Origin of the sequence: Pseudomonas sp. B16(2017) (assembly GCF_002113205.1) — a bacterium.
GTDB lineage: Bacteria > Pseudomonadota > Gammaproteobacteria > Pseudomonadales > Pseudomonadaceae > Aquipseudomonas > Aquipseudomonas pharyngis.
This window is the reverse complement of the sequence record NZ_NEKA01000009.1, coordinates 171112-186440: the sequence shown is the minus strand read 5'-3', so window position 1 is coordinate 186440 and position 15329 is coordinate 171112. Positions and strand designations below refer to the sequence as shown.

The 15329-nt window shown below is 62.9% G+C and carries 15 protein-coding genes; 7 read left to right on the top strand and 8 right to left on the bottom strand.

The features are described from left to right. Nucleotides 1-45: 45 nt before the first annotated feature. The 3 genes from CAG25_RS17620 to dinG all read right to left on the bottom strand — a co-directional run bounded on the left by CAG25_RS17620 (nt 46) and on the right by dinG (nt 6018). Nucleotides 46-1191 carry an EstA family serine hydrolase gene (locus tag CAG25_RS17620; RefSeq protein ID WP_011332785.1) on the bottom strand — a complete coding sequence of 382 codons (1146 nt, stop codon included), beginning with the start codon at nt 1189-1191 and terminating at the stop codon, nt 46-48. A 106-nt stretch (nt 1192-1297) separates the two neighbouring features. Beyond that, nucleotides 1298-3778 carry a beta-galactosidase gene (locus tag CAG25_RS17615; RefSeq protein ID WP_085612357.1) on the bottom strand — a complete coding sequence of 827 codons (2481 nt, stop codon included), beginning with the start codon at nt 3776-3778 and terminating at the stop codon, nt 1298-1300. A 95-nt stretch (nt 3779-3873) separates the two neighbouring features. After that, nucleotides 3874-6018, bottom strand: a complete 2145-nt coding sequence (gene dinG / locus CAG25_RS17610; RefSeq protein WP_007952008.1) for an ATP-dependent DNA helicase DinG — start codon at nt 6016-6018, stop codon at nt 3874-3876. Between the two features lie 99 nt (nt 6019-6117). Here dinG and CAG25_RS17605 point away from each other — a divergent pair, with 99 nt between their 5' ends. Continuing rightward, nucleotides 6118-6582 carry a CopD family protein gene (locus CAG25_RS17605; RefSeq protein WP_085612356.1) on the top strand — a complete coding sequence of 155 codons (465 nt, stop codon included), beginning with the start codon at nt 6118-6120 and terminating at the stop codon, nt 6580-6582. A gap of 45 nt (nt 6583-6627) precedes the next feature. Here the strand turns inward: CAG25_RS17605 and CAG25_RS17600 are convergent, their stop codons facing one another. The 4 genes from CAG25_RS17600 to CAG25_RS17585 form a co-directional block, all read right to left on the bottom strand. Then, nucleotides 6628-7386 carry a collagen-like triple helix repeat-containing protein gene (locus tag CAG25_RS17600; RefSeq protein WP_039771355.1) on the bottom strand — a complete coding sequence of 253 codons (759 nt, stop codon included), beginning with the start codon at nt 7384-7386 and terminating at the stop codon, nt 6628-6630. Beyond that, nucleotides 7379-7657 carry a DUF1145 domain-containing protein gene (locus CAG25_RS17595; RefSeq protein ID WP_085612355.1) on the bottom strand — a complete coding sequence of 93 codons (279 nt, stop codon included), beginning with the start codon at nt 7655-7657 and terminating at the stop codon, nt 7379-7381. The genes CAG25_RS17600 and CAG25_RS17595 overlap by 8 nt, the downstream gene beginning before the upstream one ends. A gap of 162 nt (nt 7658-7819) precedes the next feature. After that, entirely contained in the window at nt 7820-8542 is a 723-nt protein-coding gene (locus CAG25_RS17590) for an OmpA family protein (protein ID WP_039771352.1), read from the bottom strand. Nucleotides 8543-8631: 89 nt separating this feature from the next. After that, a complete protein-coding gene (locus CAG25_RS17585) occupies nt 8632-9327 on the bottom strand; it encodes an OmpA family protein (protein WP_085612354.1) in 696 nt (231 codons plus the stop codon). A gap of 199 nt (nt 9328-9526) precedes the next feature. On the opposite strand from CAG25_RS17585, the gene CAG25_RS17580 reads away from it, so the two are divergent. The 4 genes from CAG25_RS17580 to CAG25_RS17565 are packed head-to-tail and all read left to right on the top strand — an operon-like array spanning nt 9527 to nt 11234. Beyond that, nucleotides 9527-10024 carry a DUF6231 family protein gene (locus CAG25_RS17580; RefSeq protein ID WP_011332778.1) on the top strand — a complete coding sequence of 166 codons (498 nt, stop codon included), beginning with the start codon at nt 9527-9529 and terminating at the stop codon, nt 10022-10024. A 4-nt stretch (nt 10025-10028) separates the two neighbouring features. Continuing rightward, a complete protein-coding gene (locus CAG25_RS17575; RefSeq protein ID WP_011332777.1) occupies nt 10029-10505 on the top strand; it encodes a YchJ family protein in 477 nt (158 codons plus the stop codon). Between the two features lie 31 nt (nt 10506-10536). Beyond that, complete coding sequence (locus tag CAG25_RS17570; protein ID WP_064593919.1) at nt 10537-11022, top strand: LEA type 2 family protein; 486 nt, start codon at nt 10537-10539, stop codon at nt 11020-11022. A gap of 5 nt (nt 11023-11027) precedes the next feature. Further along, entirely contained in the window at nt 11028-11234 is a 207-nt protein-coding gene (locus CAG25_RS17565; RefSeq protein ID WP_007955014.1) for an SEC-C metal-binding domain-containing protein, read from the top strand. 148 nt (nt 11235-11382) lie between these two features. On the opposite strand, the gene CAG25_RS17560 is transcribed toward CAG25_RS17565, so the two are convergent. Beyond that, nucleotides 11383-11940: a cysteine hydrolase family protein gene (locus CAG25_RS17560; protein ID WP_085612353.1), complete on the bottom strand. Its 558-nt coding sequence runs from the start codon at nt 11938-11940 to the stop codon at nt 11383-11385. Between the two features lie 147 nt (nt 11941-12087). Here CAG25_RS17560 and CAG25_RS17555 point away from each other — a divergent pair, with 147 nt between their 5' ends. Together CAG25_RS17555 and CAG25_RS17550 are read left to right on the top strand one after the other, a co-directional pair. Next, nucleotides 12088-12732 carry a glutathione binding-like protein gene (locus CAG25_RS17555; protein ID WP_064593916.1) on the top strand — a complete coding sequence of 215 codons (645 nt, stop codon included), beginning with the start codon at nt 12088-12090 and terminating at the stop codon, nt 12730-12732. Nucleotides 12733-12876: 144 nt separating this feature from the next. Then, entirely contained in the window at nt 12877-15327 is a 2451-nt protein-coding gene (locus CAG25_RS17550) for a penicillin acylase family protein (protein WP_085612352.1), read from the top strand. The last annotated feature ends 2 nt before the right edge of the window (nt 15328-15329 follow it).

Here is a 15329-nt window from a genome sequence, read left to right as displayed (position 1 = left end):
CGAAATTCGCCATGAGGTTCCGGCCCTGGAACCTCGGACGACGCTTTACAGACAAGTGGCAAGTACCCGCGCCAGCTTCTGCGCGCGCGGATCCATCAGGACATACGGCCCAAGGGTATTTGTCACAAATCCGAAGGCCACATCGTGCTCCGGATCAGCAAAACCGATGGAACCACCCGCACCCGGATGCCCGAATGCACGCGGGCCGAGGCCGTAGGTGGCATTCGGCACGTCGGGTTGATCAAGCATGCAACCGAGACCGAAACGCGTGCGGGTCAGCAAGGTCTTGTCCTCGCCGAGGCTGTGTTCGCGGGTCAGTTCGTCAAGCATTTCGCTTTCCAGCAGGCTGCCGTCGAGCAGACCGGCGTAGAACCCGGCCAGACTGCGCGCATTGCCGTGGCCGTTGGCCGCCGGTTGCTGCATGCGGCGCCATTCCGGCTTGTTGGTGCTGGTGAGCACGGACGGCGGATTGGTGAAGGCCCGGGTGGTCATCGCCGTCGGCTCGCGCATGGTCACTTGCAGCAGGCGCTGGGCGGCGGCGTCGCCGGTGTTGCCCTTGCCACGGGCAATGTGCGCCACGCGATGGAATTCTTCGTCGGCCAGACCGACATGAAAATCCAGCCCCAGCGGTTTCGCGACCCGCGCTACGATCGATTCCCCCGGCCCACGACCGTCGGCGCGCCGCAGCAATTCGCCGATCAGCCAGCCGTAGGTGATCGCGGCATAACCGTGACCGGTGCCCGGCGTCCACCACGGTGCTTCGGCCGCGAGGGCGTCGACCATGGTCTGCCAGTCGTACAGTGCTTCCGGCGCGAGCAATTCGCGCAGGGCCGGCAGACCGGCCTGATGGCAAAGCAGTTGGCGCAGGGTGACGGATTCCTTGCCGGCGGCGGCGAATTCCGGCCAGTAACGGGCGACCGGCGCATCGAGCTGCAACTTGCCTTCGGCGACCAGTTGCAGCGCGGTGACGGCGGTGAAGGTCTTGGTGCAGGAGAACAGGTTGGCGATGGTGTCGCTGTGCCAGGCTTCGGCGCCGTCCTTGTCGGCGGTACCGGACCAGAGGTCGAGGACGGTTTCCCCGCCGACCCGGATGCACAACGCGGCGCCGCGTTCCTGGGGATCGTCGAACAGTGCAGCGAAGGCTTCGCGCACCGCTTCGAATTGAAGCTCGTAATGTCCCTGAATCTGCACCCGCAACTCCCCCGCGAAAACGCTCTACAAAGTGGCCCGCATTGTTCCAGCCCGTGAGGCTTTTGGGAACCGCTGCGGGCCGGGCGGTCTTCAGGTTTCGTAATGCTCAGTGACCGTTGCCGGAATGCCCGCCGGTGTGGCCTGCGCCCTGCCCCGGGCCTTTGCCGGCGTCAGCCTTGCGGCCGCCTTCGGCTTCGTGGCCGGCCTTGTCCGCTGCGGCAGCCGCCTTCTGCGCGTCTTTGCTCAACTGATCGACGGTGGCCAGGTTGCTCTTGCGCACGGCTTCGACAAAACCCTGGAACGGCAGATCGGTGACGCCAACCAGACCGAAGTGGCCGTTCTCACCATCGAGCAGGCGCCCGGTCACCGGTTGGTCCAGATACTGGAACCAGTGCACGCCGACAATCGACGGTTCGCTCAGCGCCTGTTTGAGGAAGTTGGCGTAGGCAGGGCCGCGATCGTCTTCCTTGCTCAACGGGGTCACGCCGCCCCAGAACGGGCCACGGTCGGTGGAGCCGAAGTTGAATTCGGTGATCAGCACCGGTTTGTCGAGGTTGCGCAGCGCGGCGAAGTCATAACCGTCCTGCGGTTGCAGGGTGTACATGTTGAAGCTCAGCACGTCGCAATACTGGGCGCAGGACGCCACGGCTTCCGGGGTGCTGGTGGCGAAACGGCCGCCGAGCAGCAACTGGTTCGGCGCGTGCCATTTCAGCGAGTCGGAAATGGTCTTGAAGTAGGTGTCGGCGAAGACCTTCTGGAAGTATTTGAAGTCGGCCTCGATTTCCGGATGCTCCGGGTTCGGCAGCGGCGCCTCGAAACCCGGGTCTTCCATCAATTCCCACGCCGGCAGATCAATCCCCCAGGCCTTCGACAGCCCCGCCTGATTGCGGTATTTGTCGCGCAACTGCTTGAGGAACGCGCGTTTGGCCGGAACGTCGGTGGTCATTTTCAAGGTGCCGTAGGCCAGCGCGTAACGGGATTTCGGATCATCGCCGGGGCCGGCCCAGGCCAGTTCGTTGTCGGCGAAGTAGCCGATCAGCCACGGATCATCGCGATGATCGCGGGCGGCAATCGCCACGGCGCGTTCGGTGGCCATGGCGAAACGTGGATCGAACGGGTCTGGCATGCCGCCCCACCAGTCGGTGCCGGTGCTGATGCTGGTGTAATCGCCGACGATCGACAGCGGCAAGGTGTAAGGCATGCGCTCGGCGTCGCCAAGGACAGGGGCGCTCCAGTTACCGACGGTGTTGAAGCCCCAGGCTTGCAGACGATCAAGCGTGTGGCTGGCCCACTTTTGTTCGTCGACCGTTTTTTTACACGGTGTCGCGACACTTTGCCCGGTTGTCGCGGCCGACTCGGCAACCCCGGATTTCGGCTGTTCGGAGGCGGCTACCGGCGCACTGGCGTTGGTCGCCGCTTCTTCAGCGGCCCCGGCCCTGGCGGCTTCGGCCACTCCGGCCTTGTTGCCGCTGTCCGAAGTGCACGGCTCGCCATACAGGCGCTGAAGGTTGGCGCCGTAGAAGTCGTACCAACGCCCGAAGTTGTAGCCACGACCCTGATCGGCGCCGTTGCCGCCACGGTTATCACCTTCGCCGAAGTGGCTGGCCAGCGGCTCTCCTGGTTTGGGCAGGGATTCGAACATGTACTCGCGACCGGCCACGTAGGTCTGGTTGACCTCCGGGCTGACGGTGTTCACGCCCAGGGAATAGAACGGATGGCCTTCTGGTGTCACCAGATACCAGCGGCCGTCACGCTTTTCGGTGCGGAAGAAACCGCTGGCCTTGAACGCCGGGCCTTTGCTCCAGCCGCCGAACTTGTCCAGCGAGGATTTTTCGCGCTCGGCCAGCCAGGTGTTCAGTTGTTGCTGTTCTTTGGCGGCGGCGGATTTCAGTTGTTCGTCATTGGCGACTTTCTCCGGCCACTTGCCGCGAGTGGATTGGCCATAGGCATCCACCAGATTGCCGTAGGCGGATTTGATCACCTCGCCTTCGTCCTGCACGCCAAAGCGCTCGAGCAACAGACTTTGCGCGGCTTTCGGCTGGTCCATCGACAGGCTGACCGATACCACCTGGCTGCGATCCAGCTCACCGCTGCTGCTCGCCAGCAGGATGCGCTGCCCGTCGATCGTCATCGGCATCACCGGCCCGGCCTTCATGCCCTGGCTCAGTGGCGAGGTCGCGGTCAACGGCACCAGCAAGGTCTGCGCCGGACCGGCCGGCAGGTCCACGCGGCTGACCAGGGTCTTGCCGTCGTTGCTCTGGATTTGCACGTAGACGGTCACCGCCCAGTTCATCGCGCTCTGGATGCGCAGGCTCATCATGCCGGACTGCGACCAGTCCCAGGCACCGGTCTGCGGGGACAGACGCAAGGTCGGGCGAGCCGTCGGGTTGAACGTCACCCGGCGCAGCACTTCACCCTCGGGAGTCTGCTCGGCGTTGGCTTGCGGCAGGTCGGCGTTTTCGGTCGCGACCTTCACCACGTCGGCGGGGCGAACAAAGTTGAACAGGGTCTGCTGGCCGGCAGGTGCCGCGAATAAAGGCGCAGCGAAAACCAGGGCAAAAACGGCAGGCAACGAACGACGAATCATGAGAACGGAATTCTCCCTAACGACCCGCAAGGGCCAATGGAAAAGCAGTGACAGAGAGATAGACAGCGCGGCGGGCAAAACTGCCCACCGATGTCTCAGGATATTTCACGACGGAAAGGAGGCAACGCATTGAGGATCGCCTTGCCGTAGCGCTGGGTGACCAGCCGCCGATCCAGCAAGGTGATGGTGCCGCGGTCTTCTTCGGTACGCAGCAGTCGGCCGCAGGCCTGGACCAGCTTCAACGAGGCGTCGGGCACCGAGATTTCCATGAACGGATTACCGCCACGGGCTTCGATCCATTCCGACAGTGCGGCTTCGACCGGATCGTCCGGCACCGAGAACGGGATCTTGGCGATCACCACGTGTTCGCAGTAGGCGCCCGGCAAGTCCACGCCTTCGGCAAAACTGGCGAGACCGAACAGCACGCTGGAATCGCCGCCATCGACCCGCGCCTTGTGCTTGTTCAGGGTTTCCTGTTTCGACAGGTTGCCTTGAATGAACACTTGCTTGCGCCAGTCACGGTCGAGGCCGTCGAACACGTCCTGCATCTGTTTGCGCGACGAGAACAGCACCAGACTGCCGCGCGAGCCTTCGACCAGTTCCGGCAGATCACGGATGATCGCGGCGGTGTGGGCGGCGGCATCGCGTGGGTCGGCCTTCAGGTCCGGCACCCGCAACACACCGGCATCGGCGTGATGGAACGGGCTCGGCACCACGGCGGTGACGGCTTTTTTCGGCAGGCCGGCACGCATGCGGAAGCGGTCGAAGGTGCCGAGGGCGGTCAAGGTCGCCGAGGTCACCAGACAGCCGTAGGCCACGTTCCACAGGCTGCGGCGCAGGGTTTCGGCGGCAAGGATCGGGCTGGCGTTGACCTCGATGTCGAATAGCGAACCGCTTTCCGCCAGGGTCAGCCAGCGGGCCATCGGCGGGTTGTCTTCCGGGTCTTCGGCGGTGAACGCGGTCCACAGCTCCCAGTTGCCGGAAGCACGGGACAACAGGCTACCGAACAGCGGATACCACTCTTCAGCCTGATTGCTGGCGATGCCGATGTTGACTTCGCCGTCCATGCCTTCCTTGAGCAGATCCGTCAGGCGGGTGAACAGGTCGTTGAGGCGGGCGAAGCCTTTTTTCAGCTCGATGCCCATCTCGCGCATGTGCTCGGGAATCACCCCGCCGATGAAGCGGTGACGCGGACGTTCGCGGCCTTCGACATCTTCACCGGGCTTGAAGTCGGCGATCTGTTCGCAGGCGGTGAACATGAACTGCTGCTGGGTCTTGATCTCCCGCGCCAGCTCCGGCACCTGCTCGATCAGTTTGCCGAGGTCACCCGGCAGCGGGTGCTGGGCCAGCAGTTTGGTGAGGTTCTTGGCGGTGGTTTCCAGCCAGTCGGCGGTGGAACGCAGGCGCGTGTAGTGGGCGAAGTGGCCGATGGCCTTGTCCGGCAGGTGGTGGCCTTCGTCGAACACATAAATGGTGTCGCGCGGATCGGGCAACACGGCCCCGCCGCCCAGTGCGAGGTCGGCCAGCACCATATCGTGGTTGGTGACGATCACGTCGACCTTGCCCATGCCTTCGCGCGCCTTGTAGAAGGCGCACTGGCCGAAGTTCGGGCAGTGACGGTTGGTGCACTGACTGTGATCGGTGGTCAGGCGCGCCCAGTCGGCGTCTTCCAGCGCGTTGGGCCAGCTGTCGCGGTCGCCGTCCCATTTATTGCCGGCGAGCTTCTCGATCATGCTGGTGAACAGCTTCTGGCTGGCCTCGTCGACCTCGATCTTGAAGCCTTCTTCCTCGAACAGCTGGGCGGTGGCGGTCTGTGCGTGGCCTTCCTGCAACAGCATGTCGAGCTTGGACAAGCACATGTAGCGGCCACGGCCCTTGGCCAGGGCGAAGCTGAAGTTCAGCCCGCTGTTGCGCATCAGGTCGGGCAAATCCTTGTAGACGATCTGCTCTTGCAGGGCGACGGTGGCGGTGGCGATCACCAGGCGCTTGCCGGCCAGTTTCGCCGTCGGGATCGCGGCCAGGCTGTAGGCCACGGTCTTGCCGGTACCGGTGCCGGCTTCCACCGCGACAATCGCGGGGTCGCCACTGCGCCGGCCTTCGTCGTCGGTGTCGATATCCCCGAGGACCTTGGCGACTTCAGCGATCATCAGGCGCTGGCCGTAACGCGGTTTGAGGCTCTTGGCCTCTAGAAAACGCGAGTAGGCGCCCTGGATCGTGGTTTTGAGTTCAGTGCTGATCATTGAGTGTCGGGCGCAAAAAACGCTGGATAAATTTTCAGTGGTTCGGATGGGGGGCTATCATACCCCGCGAATCAATCCTGCGCAGATCGGAGTACCCCAATGACACCTTTTAGCCTCGTTTACCCCATCCATGTACTGGCCGCGCTGGTGTGGGTCGGCGGTATGTTTTTCGCCTGGATGGTGCTGCGCCCTGCGGCGATGAAGGCCCTGGACGGTCCCGGGCGCCTGACGCTCTGGGTGGAAGTGTTTCAAGGTTTTTTTCGCTGGGTGTGGGGCGCGGTGATTCTGCTCCCGGTGACCGGGGTGGGCATGTTGCATCTGCAACACATCGCCTTCGACAACGCGCCGCGTTATGTGCAGGTGATGATGGGGTTGTATGTGGTGATGACCGCGCTGTTCATCCGGATTCAGGCCTTGATGCTGCCTGAATTGCGCACGGCGGTGCAGGCGAAGGACTGGCCGGCGGGCGCGGCGGTGCTGGGGCGGATTCGCAAGGTGGTGGGGTTCAACCTGTTGGTCGGGGTGGTGCTGGTGGCGGTGGCGGCTGCGCGGCCGATGTTTTGACCATGATCGCTCCCACGCAGAGCGTGGGAACGATCAAACAATCGATTACAGGCGCTGTACGGTGACAGACCCCGCCGCACCCGCAGGCCCCGGCTGCCCGTCAGCCCCCGGCTTGCCGCTCTTGCCGCCGTCGGCGCGATACACCAGGCAGCCCTTGGATTTGCCACCCGCCCCCGGTTTACCGCCAGGACCGGCCGGGCCACCGGCACCGCCGGCGACTTCGACCTTGATCAGCTCGGCCGGAAACTCGCGCGGTACTTCAAGTCGCACCAGCGCGCCCGGTGCACCCGGCTGACCATCGCTGCCGTTGCTGCCATCAAAACCGTGTCCCGCCTGACCCCAGGTGCAACCCGGCTCCTGACCGTTGGCGCCATCAAGTCCGACAAAACCCGGTGCACCGGTGCCGCCACGGGCATCGACCACCAGTTTCGGCGCATTCAACGCCTTGAACTGCAGATTCAGATTGCGCCCGGCGCGGGCAGCTTTTTCGTAGGTGCCCGGTGCGCCACGGGCGGTGATCTGGCTGCCTTCGGCGAGTTCGGCGCGGCTGACTTTCATCTCCAGCGCCTGTTCGCTCGGCACGATGGCGATACGCGCTTCGTGGCCCAGTTGCAGTTCACCGACACTCAGCTCGGTCACGTTCGAGGGAATCAGCAAGGTGCCGTAGTCGGCGACCACCAGTTTTTCCAACTGCAAAGTGCTGGCGGTGTTCGGCAGACGCATCAGCGAGTTGGTTTCGACGCTGACCACCTGGGCGCAGGCCAATGGACTGATGAATGCAGCGAGCAGGCAGAGTTTACGCATGGGAAGCCTCCGGAGCGGCCGGGGCCGGGATGGTTTGCAGGTGGAATACGCCGAACAGCAGGATGCGGCCACGATCACGCCAGGGGTGCGGACGACCCTTCAGGCTGCGATTGCACAGCAGCACTTCGAGCACGTGGATCGCCAGCAGCAGAGCGCCGGCCAGATTGACCAGCAGGTGCAGCGGATGAACAAACGGCACCAGCTGATTGGCCAGCACCACGCAGCAGAACAGCAGGGTCAACAATCGCCCCAGCCCACAGAACACCTTCATACGCTCCCCCGTGTTGCGAATTATTCTTTGGGCGCACAGTAACGGCTTCTGCAGGGGATAAGCCAGAGGGAAAAATGAAAAAAACCGATCCACCGCCGGATGGCTGCCGGTTCGACGATGATCGTCGACCGACAGCTCTAGCCTGCGGACTACAGACACATGCTAGCGATTGATGTGCAGTTCCACCCGACGGTTCTGCGCACGCCCCTCGTCCGTGTTGTTATCGGCGACCGGTTCACTCTCGCCGCGCCCTTCACTGGTGAGTTTGTTCGGCGCCAGGCCCTGACTCAGCAAATACTCCGCCACGCTGCTGGCGCGACGTTCCGAAAGCGCCTGGTTGTAGGCATCCGAACCCTTGCTGTCGGTGTGGCCGATGACCTTGATGCTCACCACATCGGCATTGCGCAGTTTGTCCATCAACGTGTCGAGCTGGCTTTTTGCGGCCGGTTTCAAATCCGACTTGTCGAAGTCGAACAGCACGTTGCCGGCATCGTTGAGGGTGATGACTTCGGTTTGCGGGGCCGGTTCGGCCGGTTTCTCGGTGACCGGATATTGCGGCAGCGGACAGCCACGGTGGTCGACCGGGGTGTTGGCCGGGGTATCGGGGCAACGGTCGCGGCGATCGAACACGCCGTCGTCGTCTTCATCGCCATCCTGGGCATAGCAGATCAATCCGCCGGTGAGGATCCCCAGCGCAGCGCCTCCGCCGGCCCAACCGCTGCTTTCGAGCGCGCCGAGACCGCCGCCGACCAGTCCGCCAATAAGGCTGCAGATCGGCCAGGTACGTTGATTGAGGGGAGCGGTGCCATCGCTGTGGGTGGCGCAACCGGTCAACAGGCTGCCCAGCAGCAGAACCGGCAAGACGGACCTTGTAAGAACACTCATCGTTAAAGCTCCTGTGTCACCGGCCCATACCGGTTACACAGGAGTAAAGACCCGCATCCGCGACTGCACAAGCCGCGGACGCGAGGGGGCTAGCGTTTGATTTTGATTTCGGTACGACGGTTCAGCGCGCGACCGTCGGCAGTTTTGTTGTCTGCCACCGGCTGGCTTTCACCGGCACCGGTCACCGACACGAAGCTGCTTTGCGGTACGCCGCTTTCAACCAGGTACTTGACCACCGAGTGCGCGCGGCGATCCGACAGTTTCTGGTTGTAGGCATCGCTGCCGACGCTGTCGGTGTGACCGGTCACGGTCAGTTGTGCCGTGCTGGATTCCTGTTTCAGGCGCGAAGCGACCTTATCCAGGACCAGTTTGTCGGACGGGGTCAGCGTGGCCTTGTCGAACTGGAAGTGAACATCGCGGATGACAATGGTTTCTTCCTTGACCACCACAGCTTCTTCGACCACTGGTGCAGGGGCTGGTGGAGGGCAGCCGTCGGCATCGACCTGTACGCCTTTAGGCGTGCCCGGGCACTTGTCGCGACTGTCCGGCACACCATCGCCGTCTTCATCGCCGTCACCGTGAACCCAGCAATAGGCCGCTGCCGTACCGCCGACAAGTAACGCGCCATACCCCGCCCATGCGGAGCTTTCGGTCGCACCGAGCCCCGCACCGACGACACCACCGACTGCCGCACAGGTCGGCCAGTCGGTTTTCTGCAAACCTGCGCAACCAGTCAACACACTGGTTAGCAGAACCAAGGGTAATGCTGTCCGAACTATGCTCATCTAGTTTTCTCCTGAGGGATCGGCTTAGAACCGATTCAGGGAGTAAAGACCGGAGTTTTAATCTCCGCCAGCAATAGGCCATTGCTGTTTGTGCGCCTGTTCACGGGACTTCGACGAATTTGCCGCAAACCCTCAGGACAGAGATCTAGGCCTTGGCGCCCGGGCAGGCTAGTCTTGGCGCTCTGATTGAGGAGCTTCGATGAACGTCGCCATTTCTTCCCGCACGCCGCAGCAGGCATTGGCCGCCCTGCTCGACCGCTACGCCCCGGCACGTCTGCTGCTGATCGGCGCCAGCGAGTTCCCGGCGCTGGCTGCCTTCAAGGAAGCGCACCCGGACACCTGCGTCGCGCACGCCGCGCCCGGTGCGTTACCGGCGGAACTTGCGGCGCGGCGTTTCGACCTGGCGCTGGTGGTCGATTGCCTGGAACATTTGCCCAAGCGCGACGGCCTGAATCTGTTGGGCGGGATCCGCAACCTCAACGCCAGCCGCATCGCCGTGCTGGCGGATCTGCCGGCCAGCGGCTGGCAGGAAACCGACTTTTATTCCCTGGCCCTGCAAGCCAGCGAACGCTTCGCCCGCGACGAACAGGTGCTGACCCTGTTCACCTACGATCTGCTTGACTACAAACAAGTCCCCGACTGGCTCAACTCGCGGTTCTGGGCCAATCCGGAAAACTTCGGGAAATACTGGTGGTAATGCAATGAGTACAGCCATTTGCCCTTGCGGCAGCGGCAACCTGCTGGATGCCTGCTGCGGTCACTATCACGCCGGCCACCCGGCCCCGTGCGCCGAAGCCCTGATGCGCTCGCGCTACAGCGCCTACGTGCTGGGCCTGATCGATTATCTGGTGGCCACCACCCTGCCCGCCCAGCAAGCGGGGCTGGATCGCCAGTCGATCAGCAACTGGAGCGCCCAGAGCACCTGGCTCGGTCTGGACGTGGAAAGTTCGGAAGTGCTCGGCGGCCAGCCGGAGCACGCGTTCGTCACCTTCACCGCGCGCTGGCATGACGGTCAGGGCGAACACAGCCACCGCGAGCGCTCGTCGTTCGTGCAGAACAGCGGGCGCTGGTACTTCATCGACCCGACCGTGCAACTGAAGCTGGGCCGCAACGACGCCTGCCCGTGCGCCAGTGGCCAGAAGTTCAAGAAATGCTGTGCGGGGTATTTCGGCAGCTGAGGCTAGACTGGGCAGCAAAGGGAGTTAAACCATGCTCGGTCATTGGCGCACATTCCAGGCTTTCTCACTGCTCGTGTTTCTGGGGCTCGGCGGCTGCGCGTCATGGTTTACCGACGACGCCCGCGACCCCGCCGTGCACCTGGTGAAAGTCGAAGTGGTGCGCGCCAAGTTGCTGGAACAGAAATTCATCCTGCACTTTCGCATCGACAACCCCAATGACAGCGACCTGACCGTGCGCGGCCTGGAATACCGCATACACCTGGCCGACATGCTGCTGGCCGAAGGCGAGCACGAACACTGGATCACGGTGAACCCCAAAAGCAGCGCGTTTTACAAGGTGCCGATCCGTACCAACCTATGGCCAAAGGTGAAAGAGGTGGTGAAAATGCTGAAAAACCCGAACCAGCAGATTCCCTATCGACTGGAGGGCGAGATGGAAACCGGTTTATTCATCGCTCACTACGTGCACCTGGCGCGCAATGGCGTGATAATCCCCGCCGATTTGATTACGGAGTGACCCCGATGACCCAGCAACCTCATGTCCATGGCCCTGACTGCAACCACGATCATGACCATCACCACCATGATCACGACCATGGCCATGTCCACGGCCCGAACTGCGGCCACGCCCACCAGGAACCGGTGCGCAACGCCCTGAAAGACGTTGGCCGCAACGACCCTTGCCCCTGCGGCAACGGCAAGAAATTCAAGAAGTGCCACGGCGCTTGATGTTTCAGGCAATTATCTTCTTCGCCTGAGATACCGACTTCGCGAGCAAGCCCGCTCCCACATTTGATTGCATTCCGTCAGAAGGAATACGGTCGAATGGGGGAGCGGGCTTGCTCGCGAAGGGGCCGGCCCATTCACCGGAAGCTTTTCAGCCTGCCGCCAGCATGTGCCCGGTGCTGACCACCGTCGCATACTCCCCGTGCAAATTCCCCAGCGACATCGCATGTACCTCTTGCGCCGAACGCAAAGTGCCGAAATAGTCGGCCTTGTCGAAGGTAAAGCACGCATCCTCCGCCACCCACGCGTCAAACCCCAGATTGCCCGCCGTGCGCGCCGTGGACTCCACCGAGTTGTTCGTCGCCACGCCGACAATGATCAACTGCTCGACCCCCGCCTCACGCAACTTCGCCTCAAGCCCGGTCGCACAAAACGCATCCGGCACCTGCTTCTGGATCAGCCATTCGCCGTCCTGCGGCAGAAACCTTTCCTGAAAATCCACGCCTGACTGCTCGGGCCAGAACACCGAATCCGGCGAGCGCGACAGGTGCTGCACGTGGATCACCGGCCGTCCGCTGCGCCGCCAAAAACTCAGCAGCTCAAGAATCCGCTCCTCGGCCGACGGATTATTCCGCCGCCCCAGACGCGGCTGCAGAATGCCTTTTTGCTGGTCGATGATGATCAGTGCAGCGTTGGCCTTGAGCGCCATGGCGATTTTTCTCACGCGGGGTCATTGAATTTCCCGTACTTGAGCATCACCTCCTGGGATTAAGCAAGCTATCGAACGCACACAGGACAACCTGAAGCCGGCGTTTGCTGTCCGCACGTAAGCCATTTTCCTGATTTGGAGCTTTCCATGATCGACCTGTATTACTGGACCACGCCCAACGGCCACAAGATTTCCCTGTTCCTCGAAGAAGCGGGCCTGCGCTACGACGTGCATCCGATCAACATCAGCCAGGGCGAGCAGTTCCAGCCGCACTTTCTGAAAATCGCCCCGAACAACCGCATCCCGGCGATCGTCGATCATGAGCCGGCCGACGGTGGCGAGCCGTTGTCGCTGTTCGAATCCGGGGCGATCCTGCTGTACCTCGCGGAAAAGACCGGCAAGTTCCTGCCCAAGGACCTGCGTGGCCGCCAGGTGGCGCTGCAATGGCTGTTCTGGCAAATGGGCGGGCTGGGGCCGATGGCCGGGCAGAACCATCATTTCAGCCAGTTCGCCCCGGAAAAAATCCCCTACGCGATCAAGCGCTACATCGATGAAACCGCGCGCCTGTACGGGGTGCTGGACAAGCAACTGGCCAACAACGAGTTCGTGGCCGGCAGTGAATACAGCATCGCCGACATGGCGATCTACCCGTGGATCGTCTCGCACAAATGGCAGAGCCAGAATCTGGAAGACTTCCCGAATGTGCAGCGCTGGTTCAACCACATCAAGGATCGCCCGGCGACCGTGAAGGCCTACGCGCTGGTGCAGAAGATCAATCCGCCGAAGGCTTGAGTCACCCGGCCTGATCGTTCCCGCGCGCGGGAACGATCAACGGGAAGAAATAACCGCTCGCCCCGCTTGCGCGGCCCCCTCCTGCTCACTAACGTAGCGGCTTTATTGCGCCCCCAGCCTCTACACCCCCGCAGGAGCTTTGCCATGGCCTCGCCAGCCCTTTCACATTTTCTTCCCCGGTTCGGCGTTGCCGCAGCAGTGGCCGGTGTTCTGAGCCTGACCGGTTGTCAGACCTGGAACGCCCAGGACACCCTCCCGCCGACCTCCGGTGTGCAGCCGCTCAAGGGCCTGGCGCAGAACGTTTCGGTACGCCGCAATGCCATGGGCATGCCGCTGATCGAAAGCAACAGCTTCCACGACGCACTGTTCGCCCTCGGCTACGTGCACGCCAGCGACCGGATCAATCAGATGGTCACCCTGCGCCTGCTGGCTCAGGGCCGTCTGGCGGAAATGTCCGGTTCGTCGATGCTCGACGCCGACCGCTACATGCGCGCCGTCAACCTGAAGAAAAGCGCCGGCGAGCTGTACAAGGCTTCGTCGCCACGGCTCAAGCGCTTCTTCGAAGTCTATGCCCGGGGCGTCAACGCCTACCTGTTCCGCTACGCCGACAAACTGCCGGGGGATCTGGCTTCCAGCGGCTACAAGCCTGAATACTGGAAACCCGAAGATTCGGCGCTGATCTTCTGCCTGCTGAACTTCAGCCAGTCGGCCAACCTGCCGGAAGAAATCGCTTCGCTGGTGCTGGCGCAGACCGTGACCAACGACAAACTGGCGTGGCTGACCCCGTCCGCTCCCGACGAAAACCTGCCGCTGGCCGAAGCCGACAAGCTGCAAGGCATCAAGCTCAACGGGCAGATTCCGGGGCTGACGGAGCTGAGCAACGCCAGCGAACAACTGGCCGCCCTCAACCTGCTGGGCACTCAGTCGTCGAACAACTGGGCCATCGCCCCGCAACGCAGCCGCAGCGGCAAGAGCCTGTTGGCCAGCGACAGCCATGGCCCGCTGGCCGCGCCGTCGCTGTGGAGTTTCGTGCAGATCCGCGCGCCGAAATACCAGGCCGCCGGCGTGACCGTGGCCGGTCTGCCGATGGTGCTCGGCGGTTTCAACGGCAAGGTGGCGTGGAGCCTGACCAGCGTGCTCGGCGATAACCAGGACTTGTTCCTGGAAAAAATCCGTCGTCAGGGCAGCACGTTGTCCTACGAGGTCAACGGCAAGTGGCAACCGGTCGCCGTGCGCAACGAAACCTATTTCGTCAAAGGCCAGCGGCCGATTCGTGAAGCGGTGTACGAAACCCGCCATGGCGCGCTGCTCAACAGCACCCAGGCCGCTGCTCAGGGCGCAGGCTTTGGCCTGGCCTTGCAGACCCCGAGCTTCACCGATGACAAATCCCTCGATGCGTTTTTCGATCTGAGCCGCGCCCAGAACGTGGAACGCGCTTCGGACGCCAGCCGGGAAATCCGCGCCATCGCGCTGAACCTGGTGTTTGCTGACGCCAGCAACATTGGCTGGCAAGTTACCGGGCGCTTCCCCAACCGCCGCGAAGGTGAAGGCCTGTTGCCGTCGCCGGGCTGGGAAGGTCGCTACGACTGGGACGGTTACGCCGACCCGATGCTCCACCCCTACGATCAGGATCCGGCCCAGGGCTGGCTCGGCACCGCCAACCAGCGGGTCATTCCTCACGGCTACGGCATGCAACTGTCGAATTCCTGGGCGGCGCCGGAACGTGGCGAGCGCCTGGCGGAACTGGCCGGCAGCGGCAAACATGACGGTCGCAGCGTGATCGCCATGCAGTACGACCAGACCACCACCTTCGCCGCCAAACTGAAGAAAATGTTCGAGGCACCGGGCATGGCGCAGCCGCTGAAACAGGCGATCGACGCACTGCCGGAAGCCGAGCGCAGCAAGGCGCGCGAAGCCTATACCCGCTTGATGGCGTTCGACGGCAAGCTCAGCCCGACTTCCGCCGATGCGGCGATCTACGAGCTGTTCCTGCAGGAAAGCATGAAGCAGATCTTCCTCGACGAACTCGGCCCGCAAGGCAGCCCGGCGTGGAAAGCCTTTGTCGCCAATGGCGATCTGTCCTACGCCGCCCAGGCCGATCACTTGCTGGGCCGCGAAGACAGTCCGTTCTGGGACGACGCCCGCACCCCGCAAAAAGAAGACAAACCGGCGATCCTCGCCCGCAGCCTGGCGGCAGCGATCAGCGCTGGCGACAGTCAGTTGGGCGGTGATCGCAGAGCCTGGCAGTGGGGCAAACTGCACCGCTACGAGTGGAAGAATGCCAGCGGCCAGACCGTTCGCGGCCCGATCGCGGGGGGCGGCGACCACACCACGCTCAACACCGCGGCGTTTGCCTGGGGCCAGGACTTCAACACCACCCGTGCGCCGTCGATGCGTTTCATCGTCGACTTCGGTCAGAGCGAGCCGTTGATGGGGCAGAACGGGACGGGGCAATCCGGGAATCCGGTCAGCCCGAACTACCTGAACGGCATCGATCCGTGGCTCAAAGGCCAGTACATTGGCTTGCCGATGCAGCCGCAGAACTTTGACCGGGTGTATGGCAAGACGCGGTTGACCCTGACTCCCGGCAAGTAATC

Coding starts and splice junctions, on each gene's coding strand:
- CAG25_RS17580 (WP_011332778.1), top strand. CDS start 9,527: ATGAACGTCGCCATTTCTTCCCGCACGCCGCAGCAGGCATTGGCCGCC.
- CAG25_RS17550 (WP_085612352.1), top strand. CDS start 12,877: ATGGCCTCGCCAGCCCTTTCACATTTTCTTCCCCGGTTCGGCGTTGCC.
- CAG25_RS17570 (WP_064593919.1), top strand. CDS start 10,537: ATGCTCGGTCATTGGCGCACATTCCAGGCTTTCTCACTGCTCGTGTTT.
- CAG25_RS17555 (WP_064593916.1), top strand. CDS start 12,088: ATGATCGACCTGTATTACTGGACCACGCCCAACGGCCACAAGATTTCC.
- CAG25_RS17595 (WP_085612355.1), bottom strand. CDS start 7,657: ATGAAGGTGTTCTGTGGGCTGGGGCGATTGTTGACCCTGCTGTTCTGC.
- CAG25_RS17605 (WP_085612356.1), top strand. CDS start 6,118: ATGACACCTTTTAGCCTCGTTTACCCCATCCATGTACTGGCCGCGCTG.
- CAG25_RS17600 (WP_039771355.1), bottom strand. CDS start 7,386: ATGCGTAAACTCTGCCTGCTCGCTGCATTCATCAGTCCATTGGCCTGC.
- CAG25_RS17615 (WP_085612357.1), bottom strand. CDS start 3,778: ATGATTCGTCGTTCGTTGCCTGCCGTTTTTGCCCTGGTTTTCGCTGCG.
- CAG25_RS17575 (WP_011332777.1), top strand. CDS start 10,029: ATGAGTACAGCCATTTGCCCTTGCGGCAGCGGCAACCTGCTGGATGCC.
- dinG (WP_007952008.1), bottom strand. CDS start 6,018: ATGATCAGCACTGAACTCAAAACCACGATCCAGGGCGCCTACTCGCGT.
- CAG25_RS17565 (WP_007955014.1), top strand. CDS start 11,028: ATGACCCAGCAACCTCATGTCCATGGCCCTGACTGCAACCACGATCAT.
- CAG25_RS17590 (WP_039771352.1), bottom strand. CDS start 8,542: ATGAGTGTTCTTACAAGGTCCGTCTTGCCGGTTCTGCTGCTGGGCAGC.
- CAG25_RS17560 (WP_085612353.1), bottom strand. CDS start 11,940: ATGGCGCTCAAGGCCAACGCTGCACTGATCATCATCGACCAGCAAAAA.
- CAG25_RS17585 (WP_085612354.1), bottom strand. CDS start 9,327: ATGAGCATAGTTCGGACAGCATTACCCTTGGTTCTGCTAACCAGTGTG.